Raw genomic sequence first — 16,840 nt, 5'->3', positions numbered from 1 at the left:
AGGCATCCTGCGCGGTTTTATCTTCATCACCGTCGGCACTGTCACCGGTAACGTTGGTACGTTCGGAGGCAATCTCACCCTCTTCACCGTCTTCGTTCTGAGCAATGTCGTCGTTTTTGGTGATGTGCGCTTTCAGGAAGAAAGTATCGTCACCGTTATCCCCGTATAGCCACAACTCCGCTACGTTGTGGTTCACTTCGAAGTAATCTTCGTCTTCACCACCGTGGAATTGCGACGCCACCGAAATACCGGCAGTAATGTCGGTCACGTATTGAATGTCTTTGCCATCCACCGTTTCGGTGGCGACACCGGTCACGTTACCAATGAAGAAGCTGTCATCACCGGCCTGACCAAAGACATTTAACGCGACGGTATTGTCGTCACTGATAAAGAGGTCGTTACCTAAGCTACCCAGAATCTGAACTTCTTCCGCGCCGGCAACGCCTTCTTTGGACAGGGTGTTACCGTCGGCATCGACATTGACAATGGCACTTTGATAGATCACGCGAGCATCGAATGACGACGCCGCCAAATCACGAACCACTGCCGAGGTTACATCATCACTCGGGTTCTCGAAATCATCCGCCAAGGCATCCGCATTCAATGCATTAAAGCCGCTTTCGATGGCGGATTTATCCTGATAGAAATCAACGTAGCCTTGTTCTTCAAGCTGGTTATTACCAAGATCTGTACGAGAAGCATCGAAGTGGAAACCGTCGTCGTTACGGCTACCGATCACTTTCACAATATCGGTTTGACCTAAGCCCACTAAATCGGGGCCATTGGCGACAGGTGTTACTGCACTGTCGAGAATTTCATAGACAGCACCGCTGCCATTGATCGAATCAGACCCCAGACGAACTTCATAGGTATCGGCACCATAGCCCATATCCAGATAGGCATGCGCTGCCCAGTCACTGACTTCCACCACGTTGTCGTGCTTACCACCGATCAGTTTCACATCTTCAAAGACACCAATGATGTGCTCTGCTTCGTAGTAGCCCGGAGTCAAGTCGTAGGTGTCGGAGTAACGGCTGATCTCTGCGCTATTCTCCTGAACAGTGTGAATGACCACATCGTCTGTGGTCAGTTTGAAATCGGCGTCTGCGGTTTCGAACAACAAGTCAATGCTGCCATCATCGCTGTCACCGCTGATGGACTGCTCATAGAAATAATCAACGCCACGACCACCGGTGATGGTATCCGCACCAGAACCACCAATGATGGTATCGCGGTAAGACGAACCTATGATGCGATCCGAATCGGCACCACCGTCTAAGGTCAACTCCATCATAGGCAGCGCTTGTGGGGGTACTTGCTCATCAAGGTTAATCGCACCGGTATCAGGCAACACCGAACGTTGCTGAATATCCGAAGCATCGATGTAATCACTACCGCCTTTTGATTCGATGACTATACGGTCATTGATCGAGACATTATCGGCATCAAAATCGGATTGCGTCACATGGAAAGCAATGGCATCGGCCCCACTTGGTTGCCACAGCACGCCATAACCGATGAGTTCATCCAGTACGATAAAGGAATCGCTGCCGTCGTTACCGATAAGAGTCACCGTATCCGGGTCATTGTCCGGTTCGATAGCCCGTTTAACTTGATTGGAGGCCAAGCCGCCAGGGTTGTACTCCAGCGGATCATCGTTTTCATCGCGCAGCAATACGCCGTTTTCATCGTAATAACGGAAAACTTCATCACCACCGAATTCAATGGAAACGGTATTCACCGAAGAACCGGCCAGATCATCCATAACCAGATCATCAGCACCATGACCTGTGGTAACGCGTAATCCTTCAAAACCACTCAACTTCATGGCAGACACGCTTAGCGCCGCAGCGGAAGAGCCCCAGTCCATACGGATGGCATCAGAACTCGAGTCCTTGGTGATGCGAATGTAGTCATCCACCACACCCACGCCGTTCACCACCAACAAGTCTTGATCCTGACCTGTGTACGTCTCAAGCACTAGGTTACCGTCACCGTCGAAGACAAAGCTACCATCGGCATTGGTTTGATAACGCTGTTGTGGCCCGGTGGAATCACCGGCATCAACCACGGAGTCCTGACCGTCCCCGTCGTACCAGTTAATGGTATCGGCACCGGCTCCGCCATAAATCTGATCAACTCCGGCACCACCATTGATGGAGTCATTGCCTTCTTGACCAAAGATGCTGTCGTTTCCGCCACTGCCAGAAATTTCATCGTCGCCATAACCACCGTACAGGTGGTCGTTGCCCGTGCCATCGACAGCGAATTGCACCAATTCGATGGATAGACTGGTGTCGATAACATTACCCGCCGCATCGAACAATTTATAGCCAAACTTACTGGTGGTACCGCTGGTTAGATCAGAAAGCGTATATTCTTCCGCAACGGCCGCGTCATCAAAGACATCAAACTCAAACTCTTGTTGTCCGGCGTCCGGGTCTTGAGGGTTAATCAGGAATACCTGGGAAACACGATTACCGGAGACATCGAGAATCCAGTATTGCTCTTCAAAACCGGCAGTTCCATCACCAATCAGGGAATCGCCACCGTCACTGCTGGCAGCGCCACCTAAGATGTCAGTGACGGCAAACCCATCACTGTTGACGCCCTGCCCGGCAATGTAATCTTTGTTGTGGCTGGCACCGCCATCGAAAGCACCTGTGGTATCGCCATAACCGAACACCCAGTCATCGCCATCGCCACCTTTGAGACTGTCACTGCCAACGCCACCTTCCATAAAGTCATTACCGGCGCCACCATCGATGGAATCGTCACCGGCACCACCGTACAGGAAGTCATTGCCATCTTGACCGACAATGGCGTCATTACCGGCACCACCATAGAGATAGTCGGTTCCCGTACCACCGATCAAGGCATCAGAACCTGCGCCCCCAAAGAGATAGGCAGTACCGCCGCTGTCCACCCGGAAGCTGTCCATACCATCGCCACCGCGGAGGAAGACATCAATATCTTCGGAGACAGATTTATGGATCAGTACCGTATCACCGGCTTGATCAGCCAAACTTTGAGACAAACCAATAATTTCGGTGACCTGACTTGCTTCGAAGAATTGGGTTACACCATTCATTTCGACCTTGATGTAATCAAGACCATCATCGGCTGTAACCTGACTGACTTTGACACTGGCAGGGATACTGGAACTGGTACCACGAACGGTATCAGCAAAATCTTCATCGTTCGGGTTGTAATCTTCTTTGTCGTCGTTGCCCGGCACTTCATTGCGACGGTTATAACGGTCATCGGCGTTTTCACCAATGTGCAGTACCAACTGACCATCACTATTCACATGCGCAACCGACGGTTGTTTCACTGGCGCACAATGATGATCAAACTCTGCTAGCGTTACACGCAGCAATTCATCACGAGCCTGATAGATGGTCGCTTTACCTAAGAAGCCGAGATCGATACCGACCCAGATCGACCAGCCTAAGTAAGCTTCTAACGCACCCGCAGCATCAAACAAACAATGAGGTCCGTCGTAATTAGTAAGACGGTCGATCATTTCTTCGATGCGAATCTTACTGTCTTTGTAACCTTCTTCCTGAGAGCGCAGGCCTTCCTGGTTATTCACATCGCCGCCTTGCAGCTGGAACATGCTTTCCGCCCAATCCAGCTCAATTTCAGCGAAGATGCCACCAAAGACACCCACTTCCACTAACCCAGCAATACCGGCACCGACAAAGGCTTCAATATTCACCCTTGCCCAGGCTTCCGGCAGGTCATAGACAGTGACCATATCGTTACTGTCGGCTTTCTCTTTTACCTGCTCCGCATACTCATCTTTACTCTTGGACGGATCGAACGCGTGTAACTCATTGTACTTTTCATCGACTGTAGTGGCACTGCCCGACAGAGCCGTACCTGTGCTGTCATAAACATGGTCATCGAGGAACAGACCGTCGAACAGGATGTTATCCACATCCCCCCAATTCAACTGATCACCGGAACCGGAGATGGCATTACGAACGCCATCCACCAATACTCGAATGCCTTTGGTATCCAGGCCGACACCAAGATCGAAACCGATATCAATGGCACCACCAAGACCCACCACCAGCGGCCCGCCAACGTTGAACTTCTTATCGTATTCAAACTGCAGACCGACAGACGGTAGGTTGTACAAGAACAAGGTCACGTCCTTGCCCATGAACATATTGAAGATGGAAGTCGGGTTATTAATGATTGGGAACTCAAGCGAGGCTTTTTTCTTGGTCAACGAGTTGTTGATAAAGCTTTGCGAATTCTGCGATCCCTGGTTGTTATTACCACCGGTGTTGGAGTTGGCCATGGCTGTGGATAAGTCGAAGTCGGCAAAGTCATCTTCGCTCGCTTCCTGTGGAGCGCCATCGCCACCAAAGTTCACCGCATAATCCGGGAAGTACAAACGACCGCCACTGGTATCCGGGAAGGACTGGATCACAGTGACCAGCTCGGCAATGGCTTCGATTACTTTGACAACCGCCTTCACACGAGGATCGGCTTTGCCCAGCATTTTCGCCAGATCCAGCAAAGTCGCCGGACCACCCAGATCAGAAATCACCGGTAGTTCCGTGGTCAATAGCTCAACCAACGGCGCAATCGGATCGGTGATGTCTTTCAGGGTATCCAATAATGGGCCCACAAAGTCTTCAATGAAGCTGCCCAAGTCGAGATAGGTATCGATGAACTCAAGAGACTTACTGCCACCGGTAACGCCACTGGCTTTACCAAAGCCTTTGACGATGTCCTGATGGAAGTCGAGAGTGGTTCCCACCTGGAAGAAGCCGCCATCAAAGGTGCCGGTGCTGGAATCATAATCGCCTAATCCCATCACGCCCATCAAATTGGCATCGGCCGCTCCGGTCAACGTCGCGTAAACAAAATCGTTTACGAAGCTATGACCTTTCATCTCACCCAGGTTCAAATAGCCATCATCAACACCGTCTTGAGGGTCTAACGTGCTGTTGGAATCTTGCAGATCCACCACCAGATCGGCGGTGAGCGCGATGGCATTTTCGCCTTCCACACCTTCAATGTGTGCGCGCAGGAAGCTCAACCACGCCTCACCTTCCAGTTCAGGCAGGCCAAGCGTTAAATTCATCTCCAATTCATTGAAGACAGTGGTGCCATCGGCTTTATCACGCTGCGTGGTTAAGAAGAAATCGTTCTGATTAAGATCGACCCCGAAGCCCAGCCCTAATTGCCATGCCAGTTGTGCCAGAATATCCGACTCGATATCCAGCCCCATGCCCGGCAACGCGGCACCAAAATCAATTGGAATCAACTCATCGAACAGCATGCCGTCGATGACGAAGTCCAGAGACACCTGACCGTTTTCAAAGGCGGCTTCATTAACAATGACTTCGAAGTTTTCCACCAACGGGCGGAAACGGTCGGCAGACGGATCAATATCCACCGATTGCATTTGTGCAAAGAGATACTCCAAGCCTTCAACCAACAGGTCAAGCGTGGTTTTCACTTCACCCGATTCATCACCACCTTTGCCTAAAATGCCATTCATGGTGGTTTCGATATCGTTCGCAATATCGGTAAAGCGTTGACTGACCGCCGACAATTCATCACCAATAATTGGCAGACCGGTTAAGGCGTTGCCGCCAGTCATCGACGCCATGCCTTCGAAGAAGCCGACAATACCGTCAGTCATCAGCTCCGGCGCATTCATCAACACGAACAATTTAGCGCTGTTGATCAGATCGTCTTTGATATCGGTAGCGGACGGAATGTCTATGTTCAGATCGCTTAAGCTCAAACCACCACCGGCCAACTGAATGGTTTTCTCGGTCTGATCTTTTACATTGACGAGGAATTCCGTGACTTTGATGTCATCGGAGAAATACAGAGGCAGAGCAAAGTCGAAGCCCAAACCGTAATCGGCAATAAAGCCGGCATTACCATAGGTCAAATCGAAGAAGCTGTCGGAGAGATCGACAAAACCATCCACCACTTTGAATTCAACTTTAAGTTCATTGGTAGCTTCGTCATAAACCGTGTCTTTGATGTCATCTGGTAGCAGATCCAAAATAGCGTCGAAACCTGCCGGTAAACCGACTCGGATGGCGGTGAGCACATCCAAATCATCCACACCCAGCTTATCGAAAGACACATTCACACCCGTGCCTTCGTTCATCACAAAGCCTGGTGCGCTGACATCAGCCCCAAAGAGATTGACGTCAAAGTCGAGCACGAACTGAGCGACCCCGTCGATGACAAAGTCGGCGCTGGTTTCCAGATCGAAGAAATCACCGATACCTGCCGGTAAGAACGCATCGAGATCGGCATCGTCGAAGCCAAAGTTGAAACTGCTATCCAGTGCATAGTCCTGAACCAGATCGACACTGAACTGACCGTTTTCGAAGACGAAGCTCATCGCATCTTCGGCAAAATTAAAGGCACTTTCGATGGCGTCTTCCAGCTGATCGAGAATGGCTTCACCGGCGTCATTCAATTGAATGATGATGCCGTTCGGTGCCGTTGAGTCGGCAATGATCTCAATACCAAAGTTGGCAAAATTATCGCGGTCGATACTGGCAAACAGCGCCTCTAGATAACCTCGAATCCCGGTTAAATCCTGAATACTCTGATCAAGGAACGGAATATCAAAGTTCGTGAAGTGATCCGGGCTGGTTGCTTCTTCAGGCAAAATGGTGGCGATCAGATCTTCCAGCGGTTGCAGCAGCAATTCATCGAGATCCATTTCAACGTCCAGCTGCATCGCCGGGTCAAAAGTACTGCCCGAGGTTGGCGCCGCTTTTTCAAAGACATTGTCATCTGTGAAACGTAAGGTCGGCGCCGCATAGTTGGTTACGTTGAAACCGGCAATGGTGGTCGTCAACGGCAATACCGCTTCTAACGAGCCACTTAATACGATATCGAGGTAATCTTTCAGACTGGTAATGTCACTGAAGCTGATACGAACGCCTTCAGCATTGGCTTCATCGGCCAGAATACGGCCTTCACTGGTAATCGCCGACAAGTCTGCCGCAGGATCTTCATCCAATTCAGCGGACACCAATACGGCAATGCTTGCATCATCAACACCAATTTCTACTGACGACGGATCGCCCATCGTAAAGTCGATACCGTCACCCACCAGACCGGCATCAAAGCTCACATCATCCAATCGGATAAAAGCAAGATTGTCGGTATCAATGGCCCCCGGATTCCTCAAATCGATGGTCGATAAATCCAGTACCGCGCCCAGTGAAATATTGGCATTGGCAAATAATTCAATATTTCCAAGAGAAGCAAAGTCGTCTTCAGTCACACCCAGACTACCAAGCGAATCGAACAGCTGATCCAGAATGTCTGAGCCGCCAAGAGAACCGGCAAACTCATTAAACAAGGTCACTAGATCATCAAGCGACTTGGTGAAACCCGGAGTCAGTGAGAAATCAAAGTAGAGTTCTTTGGTATCGGCATCAAAGCCACCGGAGAAGCTAAACGGCCCGGCATCAACAGAACCTTCCAGCGACGGTAACTTAATCGAACTGAGGTAATTCAACAGCCCTTGCAGCGTTGGCAAGCTGCGCAGGAAGCTTTCTACTTCACCACGAATGTCATCCAAGGTGGCATTAACATCGTCAATGCCCAACCCGTATTTCAGTTCATCCAGGAAGTCGGCAATGTTGAAATCTGGCAAGCTGCCTAAATCGACACTGACCAAGCTGTACATTTCCAACGCATAGCTTGGTAATTGAGTTTTGAACAGCTGAATGGCATCGACGCTAGAAACATCAATGTCTAAACCGAAATCGAAATTGAGCTTCTCTGCTAATTGCGCCAGATGGCCGCTCAGACTCACATCGGTAAAATCAAAATCACCGCCTAAACTCAGGATATTACCCAACGAAGTCAGCGCTTCAGGCGTTTCAAAGTCGTAACTCATCGCCTGCAACAGCGCAAAGTAATTTTCCGCCGTAGCCTTGAGGTTCAATTGCGCTAAGGCATCATCAAAACTTTGCAGAAGCTCGGTTTCGAAGTCGGTCCCCGGAATATCAATGTTGATCCCGGCAATGATGTCACGCAGGCCGTCCAGACCTTGCTGTGCTTTATCCAGCACATCGACAATGGCATCCTGAAGACCGTCGCCGATTTCAAAATCGAGACTGACCTCAAAGGAATCAAAGTTCAGTGTTGGCTGTTCATCACTCAACAACTCTGGGTCATTGAGCAAAATCACCGGCGTGCCCAAATCACTGAGCGAGCCAATATCACCAATGGTGACATCAATTGGCAGGGTCGCATCGAGACTCAGGTTGTAGTCTTTGTTGAACGCCAGCGCATTGGCTTGATCGAGAGTAACTCGACCCGTTTGAGCATCGGCATTGGCCAGTTCGAGCCCCAATTCACCAGTGACATCCAAGGAACCGTTGAACACACCAAAGCTGTTACCATCGCCTAGCGGGATTTCCAACACCAGATCGTTATTGCCTAGCGTCAGTGTTGCCTGGAACTCATCCACTGAGACAAACACGTCGTCCAAACCAAGGTTGGACAAGTCGGATAAACCAATTCCAAAGCTGAACTCGGATTCCAGTTGAGCCGCTAAGAAGAAGTCATCCAGGAAGTTTTGAATCTCTGCCGGAATTGAAGCCGGATCAAGGGTTGGTAAATCAAGATCAACACTGCCGAAGTATTGCTGGAACAAGGCATTTTCAGTGATACCGTCCAAGGCTCCGGTCACCGCATCATACAATTCGACCGGATCAAAAATACCTTCGAAAATAGCGGCGTAATTGATCTGTGCACTGAAGATGATTTCTTGCGTTTCAGTATCGAAATTGGCAAAGATACGGATTGGCGCATCGGAATGATCCAACACATAGGTCAGATAGCTGGAACTGTAGGCCAGCATATTGCTCAAGGTTGGCAGATTACCAAAGCTGCTGTAGATGCTTTCAGCAATGCCTTCCAAGGTCTCCGGAATGCTGTCAAAGAAGGCGTTAAAGGTATCTGCAAAGGCCTCAGTTAATGCATCCAAATCAAACCCATTGAGCGCACTGCTAAGCTCATTGGCATCGGTATTATTAATATCCAGGCTGTTAGCAGGGTCGGCTTCGTTGTTCACTCGAACAATGGCACTGCCATAAAGCGCCACAAACTCGGCAAATTCCGTTGCATCCGTCGGAACGGCAAAGCCGTCTTCTGCCATTTGCGCAAACAGATCTAACGCCTGATACAGATCGAAGAAATCTTCAAAACTCTGCAGAATGGTCGAGACATTCAACATGTCATCGACCATATCGGCCAATGGCCCAACGATGCTATCAAAGCCTTCGCCTAGATCGATGCCGGAGAAGTCGATACCCAAATCAAAGCTCGACCCCACATCCGGTTGCGATTGACCTTGCAGCAAATCCACCAACTGATTGATGAAGGTGACGTTCGGTAAGACATCAATACTGCCAGCATAGCTTGCATCCGGAGTCAGAAGCTCAGTGCCTGAGACTCTTAAAATCGGCAGACCATACTCTTCAAGATCAAAACTGCCATTGACTTCAAACGTCAACGGTAAATACACGTCGAAAGCGGCGGAGTTAGAGCCCTCTTCGCGTAGGAATTCAATATTGAACGAAGCGTCCTGCATACCCGCCGTAATCGGCCCAAGCGGCACTTCAAAATCCAAGCCTTCAACACGCGCCTTGGCTCCCAGCTCATGCAGGTCCGTAGCAAAGCCATCGGTTGTAGCGTCATTATCAAAAATCTTCGCAAGATTGATGGACACGTCCATGTTCAACAGCAATTCGGCGACCACACGCAAGCCATCTTCCAAAGGCCCTAATGAAATGCTGTTTAAATCCGGTAACTCAGGGAAATTGATGTCTTCCAGCGAATCCAGCAAACCGGCCGCTTGCTCACCAATCAGGTCGATCACCGCCTGAACCATATCATCGGCACCCGAGGTAAAGTCGGTGACGATTTGGTTCATGTCAGCGCTCACGCCATCCAACAACGTTTCCAGCTTGCCGACCTCACTATTCAGCAACTCACTGGTGACATCCGCCGCGCCCAAATCCAAGCCCAACAGGTTATTGGTGAGACTGTCGAATTGTCCCACATAGCCAGTCACTATGTTCAGGAAGGCCGCTTTCACATCATCGAGATTACTGAAACCGGAGGTAATGGTAGTCAGGAAGATCTGACTCAATTGATCCAGCCAGCCTTCAGCCATGGTATCGATGTTTTGCAGCAAGGATTGCAGGTCGGCATCCAGTTCGCCTAACCGACCGCCATCACTCAGGAAGCTTTCTAATGCCGCAGTGGTGGTATTGATCTGATCAAATAAATCCCCCAGCACTTGTTTGGCTTCGACGATTTCCTGCGTATCAATGACCGGATTAATATCGATGGTGAAGTTGATGTCTTGATTGAAGAAATCCTTCAACGAATCCATCGACAGGCTGCCCTGGAATGGATTACTGATGCTCAGCGAGAAGCCTTTACTGGCCGACGAATCGCTGGATTCAGCGCCACCGAAACTCGGCATCGACAGATTGCCAAGGAAATTAAACATCGACTTCAGGCTTGGTAAGCCATTGAACGGATTGCCAATATTGACGTTACCGCCTAATCCGTCCGGTACATTAATATCGAAGCCGCTGAAAATTTGGCTACGGATGCTGTCAAAATCAGTGGCCACGTCAGGCAACTGCAGTAGGTTGCTTAGAGACCCAAGCAAACCGCTGATGTCGAAATCAAGATCAATGCCCCAGCTTGATTGAGCAAACAACGGCAACAGATACACATCAAAATCACCGGCCTGGAATTGCGCAGACACGGCAGAGAGATCACTGAGATCAATATCAAGACTGAACTTACTGTTGAGCCAAGCCCCCAACTGATAAACATCGCCATCAATTGCCAGATCCGAAATATCAAAGTTCGCCCCCAGCGCCAAAACGCCATCGAGCCATTCCAGACTGGCGGCCGCAGACCAATCGAAACCGGACGCGCTGCTGTCATCACTTGGTGAACCAAAGCTCTTGAACAGACGGAATAATTCCAAACTGTATTGCGGTAACTTACCTCGGAAAGTCTCAATCGCTTGCGGTGTTGATAAGTCGATGCGTAAGTCATATAGATTGTTCAGAAGATTACCCAACGACGCTATGTGAACGTCGTTCGCAAATTCAAACTGACCACCGAGTGACAACCAATCACCCAGCAAGGTGAGGAAGTAATTTTCTCCGTCATCGGCAAAACCATTAAAGCCGTTATCGAAGATATTAAAGTTGAGCGCGAAGTACCCCTGCAGCATGCCCGGAAGGTCTGGCAAAATGCCTTCCAGCGCGTTCATGATGTCGTTGATGTCGATCGGTAAATCGGCCGGATCGACGTTGAACAAATCTCCAACATAGCCATTAAGGTTATTGCCAAGATCGTCAAACAGACCAACCAAGGTATCCCAGAAGGCACGGGTAATGCCCATATCCAACGATACGTCGGTGCCATTTGTTTCGCTGCCAGTGAAGCTAAACACCGGCAAGATCCAGTCGCCCAGCGTAATTCCTGCCGGCAAATCAACACTTAAGTCGGCCAACAACGTATCCACAAAAGCAGTATCGAACGGCAGACTCAGACCAAAGTTATAATCACTGTCCCAACTGAGATCGAAATTATTAATGTCAGCCAAAATCTCGTTGAGGTAGACACGACCGCCGGTAAGCGCCGCCGATAGTTCACCGGCAACACTCAGTACACCACCTACCACAGACGGATTGGTAGCCAGACCAAACGGTAATTCCGCCACCAAATCACTGATATTGGCAGCAATAGCAGCTTTGGTTTCTTTGAGCTCGATAAAGATATCGTCAGTGCCCAGATCCGAAATGGCCCCCGAGAGCAGATCGGCTAACTCCATCCCGACTCGAACGCCGGCATCCAGAGTACCTACCAGTTTCAGATCCAGGGCCAAATCAAACGGCAAGGTGAAATCATTACCAATATCAAAGCTGTTAAGGTCAACGCCTAAGGTTTCAAGAATACTCTCGACGGCAGCCAGTGAATCGCCACCTGAACTTGCAAGTTCCTGAATTTTAGCTTCAAGATCAGCGAATAACGCAGCAAAGTCCGCCGGATCGTCAAAATTTTCACTGATTACTTGTTCCAGGTTCAAATCAAAATCCAGGAACAGCTCTTGGGCTTCAGCATCGTAATCGGCAGAAATCGCAATAGGGCCAGCATTCGCACTGTAGCCAAAGGCTTCCGCTAACGCCGACTGTAAAAAGGTCATCAAGTTGGTGACGGTCGGCAAGCTACCCACTTTCGCCGTCCAGTAATTGGCAAATTCTTGGTAGGAGCTCGGCAGCTCAATACCCAAAATACTCGCCAACGTATCTGCTGTAACCGTGTCCGCCAGTAAACCAGTGTAGGCTGCGTCGGCATCCGCCGCTGCTTGCACATCCAATACCGCGAAGTAAACGTCGGCGTACGACTTCATTAAGTCGAAATCGAAGACGCTCTCAAGCTGAGTTAGAAAATCGGTGAGGAAATCAGGCACCGCATCGCCCAGCGCGGATAAATCAACAGGCAGCCCCAAACTGCTCGGATCGCCACCATTAATGCTAACGCCCGTTAGACTGTTGAATGCGCTGCTCACCGCATTTCGAAGTTCATCGGTGATCAGTAGATCAACACTTGCGGCCCAGGTTTGGCTTTGACTTAGGTCGTCCGCAGCCAATGAAATCACCGGACTGCCAAAGGTCGACAAATCAAAGCCACTGATATCCAAGGCGGACAAATCGAACGGTAAATCCGTGCCAAAGCCTACTTGGGTAAAGCCATCGGCTCGGACTAAATCAAAGCGCAATGCCGCATCTTCAAGCGCAATCGGCCCGGCATTCAGATCCAGACCTTCCACTTGAGCATGGATCTCTAACTCATGCAGCTCAGTCGAGAAACCATCGGTGGTGGCATCCCCATCAAAGATTTTGGCAAAATTCAGATTCACATCCATATTAAGCAGCAGCTCAGCCACCACTCGCAGACCCTCTTCCAATGGCCCTAAATCAAGATCCGAGAGATCAGGCAAGGTTGGAAAATCAATGCCTTGCAACTGAGAGAAGATACCTTCCGATTGACCTTCAATCAGATCAAACAAGGCCTGAACAACATCGCTCGCCTGAGATGCATATTCACTTACCAGATCACTGATGTCGGTATTCACCCCCGACATAAAGCTATCCATCTCCGCCAAAGCCGTTGATGGATCTGCCTCACCAATAATGTCGGTAATTGGCGACGTATAGTCAGACACCAGTTGATCGAATTCCGCTTTCAGCGCATCAACCTGACTGAAACCACCCAACAAGGTATTCAATAACAAAGTAGCCGTCTGAGAAATGGCATCCTCAACCGAGGCTTTCACCGTTTCCAGTGTGGCTAATTCGGCCCCGCTCAAGCTGGCTTCAATGTCGGTGATCTTGGTATTAAGATCATTAAATAACGTCGTTAAAGCCGCTTTGGCATCAACGATGTCTTGCGTATCAATCACCGGGTTGATATTGATAGTGAAGGCAATGTCCTGATCGAAGAAATTCTTGATCGCATCCAGCGAAACACCGCCAGCAAACGGATTATCAAAGCTGAAGTTAAAGCCTGCACCGCTGCCTGTGCCTGATGAATCAGCGGAGGAACCGCCACCAGGTAACGAGAAACTCGGCATCGACAGATTGCCCAGATACTCGAAGAATCCGGAAAGCGAAGGCAAACCACCGAACAAATCACCTACATTGAGTCCATTACTGCCAGAAGATGGCGTACCTGACAGATTCGGTAAACTGAACTGCGGGAAGGTCAAGCCCCGTAATTCATCCAAGGAGGTTGGCACACTTGCCCAATCAAAGATCGATGCCAAATTCGATGCAATGGCGTCAAAGTTAATGTCTATCTGAGGAAGCTCAAAGCCATTACCGTTGGAGCCCTCACCGAACTCCACCGAGAGCCGATGCAGATAAATATTCAGATCAGCACCCAAGTCACTCAGTGCCGTGAAGCCAGAGAAATCCAGCGACATGTTAAAACGAGCATTGAGTGCTGTTTCCAGAGCAGAAAGCCACTCAGATTCCGACGCAGGCGTTGATCCTGCGCCGAGCTCAACGGCAAAAGCGTCAAGAACAGAGACATCTAACCCTCTAAACCAGCCCTCAAAATCAAAACTCTTGCCGTGTTCGAAGAGACGATAAAACTCAAGACTGTAACTCGGTAAGCTGGCACGGAATTCAGCGGCAGACATCGATAGATCTATGCCGTAGAAGTTACCAAGCCAAGTTTGTAACGCCGCCAAATCCGTATCTAAATCAAAGCTCACTAAACTGGAGCCATTCGCAGTATTCAGCCAGCCAGCCAAATCGCTTAGGAAGGTATGATTAGCGCTGTTATTACTCTGATGGTTTAGATCAAAAATGTTGTACTTGAGCGCATAGAACCCTTCCAAAAGGCCGGGAATGTCGGGTAATAACCCTTTGATGGTGTCAATCAGCTGTGAGACATCGAACGGCAAGTCCGTCCCAGTCAGTTGACCGACCCAATCCGCAATCTGGTTATCCAAATTGCCATAAAGCGCAGACAGATCCGTGACAAAATCACTGGTTAGCCCAAGATCCATGCTCAGACCATCAAAACTGAAGCCAGAACCGTCGTTCGTTCCCGTCAAAGACACCACGGGCATGATCCAATCAAACAGGTTCTGCCCAACAGGCAAGACATCCGCCAACGCGGTGGTGATCCCTGACGGTAAGTTTGATACATCAAACGGCAGACTCAGATTGAAAGAGTCGCCCGAGATTGACCAGTCAAAGGCGTTCGCAGGCAGCGTCGCCACCAAATCAATGTCGGCAGCAAACTGTGCTGAAGCAGCAATACCAGCGACAAATGCCCCCCCAGAAAAACTGTACAGTGGCGAGGCCGTACCACCGTTTGGTACTTCCGATAATTCAAAGCCAAGATTATTGGCCCGCAACTCGGCTTCGGCGGTCATGTTGGACACATTCAATAGCACCGAGCCTGTGCCAGTGCCATCCGACAAATCAATTCCACCCAAAGTAAGACTAAAGGCCGCATCCACCTTCACGGCCATTAAAATCTCAAGAGTCTCGCTGAGACTAAACTCAAGGGTCGAATCTGCGGCAACCCCAAAGATGTCTTCCAGCAGCTTTTTAGCTTCGTCCGGTAAGGTCGAACCGGCACTGTCGGCACCGGTAATTTCAGACAAAATCTGATTGAGCGACGCCAATGCATCATCCGTCAGTACGTCCGTCAGCCCCAACACACGCTCTACGGCGAAATCAAAATCTAAGGTAAGGAAGCCGTCAGCATTAGTATCACCGACGACGGTGAACGGGGTTTCTCCGGCCGCAAATAAACTGTTTAACTGACTTTGCAGCTCTGACGCCAAACCGCCCACGGTCTGATCCGCCAACCCTGAAATCCAACCTGAGAGTTGCGCGCCATTTAACGCTTCGGTTAGGCCAGAGGTGAACAAATCCTGTACCTCGGAGCTCATCGCGCTCAAGTCAACAGAACCACCAAAACTGTCGCCCAACAAAGCTAAGTCACTGGGGATGTTATTAACCAAACTGGATAACGCAGTGATCGCCGATGAAATATCAGTGGTTGCATCCAAGTTATGGAGATACGCCGCCAACTGACGCTGATCTAATTGATGCTCGGTGGAGCCGGTTTGATACTCCAACGCCCAGTCACCATCGGCACCGGTTAAATCGTTAGAAGCAGCCACATCCGCTGAGGTCAGCGACGCCAGAGCATCAACAAATTCGATGCCTGATGCCCCATTAGCCACGTCACAACCGTATAGGTAAATATCGCCCTGATCGGTCAATGATTCACCCCAAGCCTTCACTTGGCTTTGACGACGATTCAGCTCGGAGGTCGAGACATTGGTATTACCAAGACGCAATTGTCCTGCCTTACCGTGAGATAAGAGGTGAACAGCCGCCAAACCTTCATAGCTGGCCAGAATATCGCTCAACTGATCGAGGCCATCCTGCTCTCCACCAATTACATGAACACTGACCGCTTGCCCTTGAATGGCAAAGCTCTGCTGTGGTGTGGCATCAAAGTGATGTTCAAAAGCGCTCCAATCGGACTCGCTGAACGCTGCGTTCTCTGTGCTGCCTGCTTCGGGGGTGGGAACAGTGGCAGCTGCAGAGTCAAAGCCCATCGACAACAGCGCGTTTTTAATCAGGTCAACGTAATCTTCTACAGAGCTATCGACCACGATCACCTGCGGGGGAACAGATGAAGCATCCGCTGCTGGGGAGGCCGCAGATTGTTGTATTAACTGGTAGGCTAACTGTTGTTGAAGTAACTCATCGGGGGTTTGAGTTGCGGCTTGCGGGGGAATATCTGGGGAATTTTGAGCGGAGTCTTCAGTTATGGAATCATCGGAGGAATTAGCTTGTTGAGTATCAGACTCAGATGGCGGAGTATCTTGTGTACTGGTGAAGGCCTGAGCATCATCAAAAGACTGATCCACCAAACTCGAAATCGATTCCGGCACCACAATGTCTTGATCCAGATCCTCAATAATCAACCGAGAATCGTCTTCGGGCAATTGGACGTCGGTTTCGATGATCAACTCTTCCGGGGCTACATACTGCCCTGTGTCGTCATCTAACGGCATTGGTATACCGAGATCCGCAGATAATAGAATCCTGGGCTCCAACGCTTCCAGTTGAACCCGTTTTCGTCGCTGTTTACCCGCGTCGTCTTGCTGATCCAGGTTTAAATCAATGTCGTTTTTTAAGTCAACAGACTTGCTAGCAATCTTCTTAGACTGCTTTTTATTCTTAGCCAT

1 protein-coding gene (only partly in view) is annotated in these 16,840 nt (G+C 49.8%); it reads right to left on the bottom strand.

Annotation, left to right across the window (positions count from 1 at the left end):
* On the bottom strand, positions 1 to 16,840 hold the 5' portion of the coding sequence (locus ACFOEK_RS17150) for a DUF4347 domain-containing protein (RefSeq protein WP_386722696.1). 13,583 nt of this gene lie to the left of the window's left edge; only the first 16,840 of its 30,423 coding nucleotides appear in the window; its start codon is at positions 16,838 to 16,840; its stop codon lies off the left edge, out of view.

It is taken from the genome of Litoribrevibacter euphylliae (genome assembly GCF_042646085.1).
GTDB classification, from domain to species: Bacteria; Pseudomonadota; Gammaproteobacteria; order Pseudomonadales; family Litoribrevibacteraceae; genus Litoribrevibacter; species Litoribrevibacter euphylliae.
The sequence above is the reverse complement of the archived record's forward strand: the minus strand, read 5'-3'. Positions and strand labels throughout refer to the sequence as shown.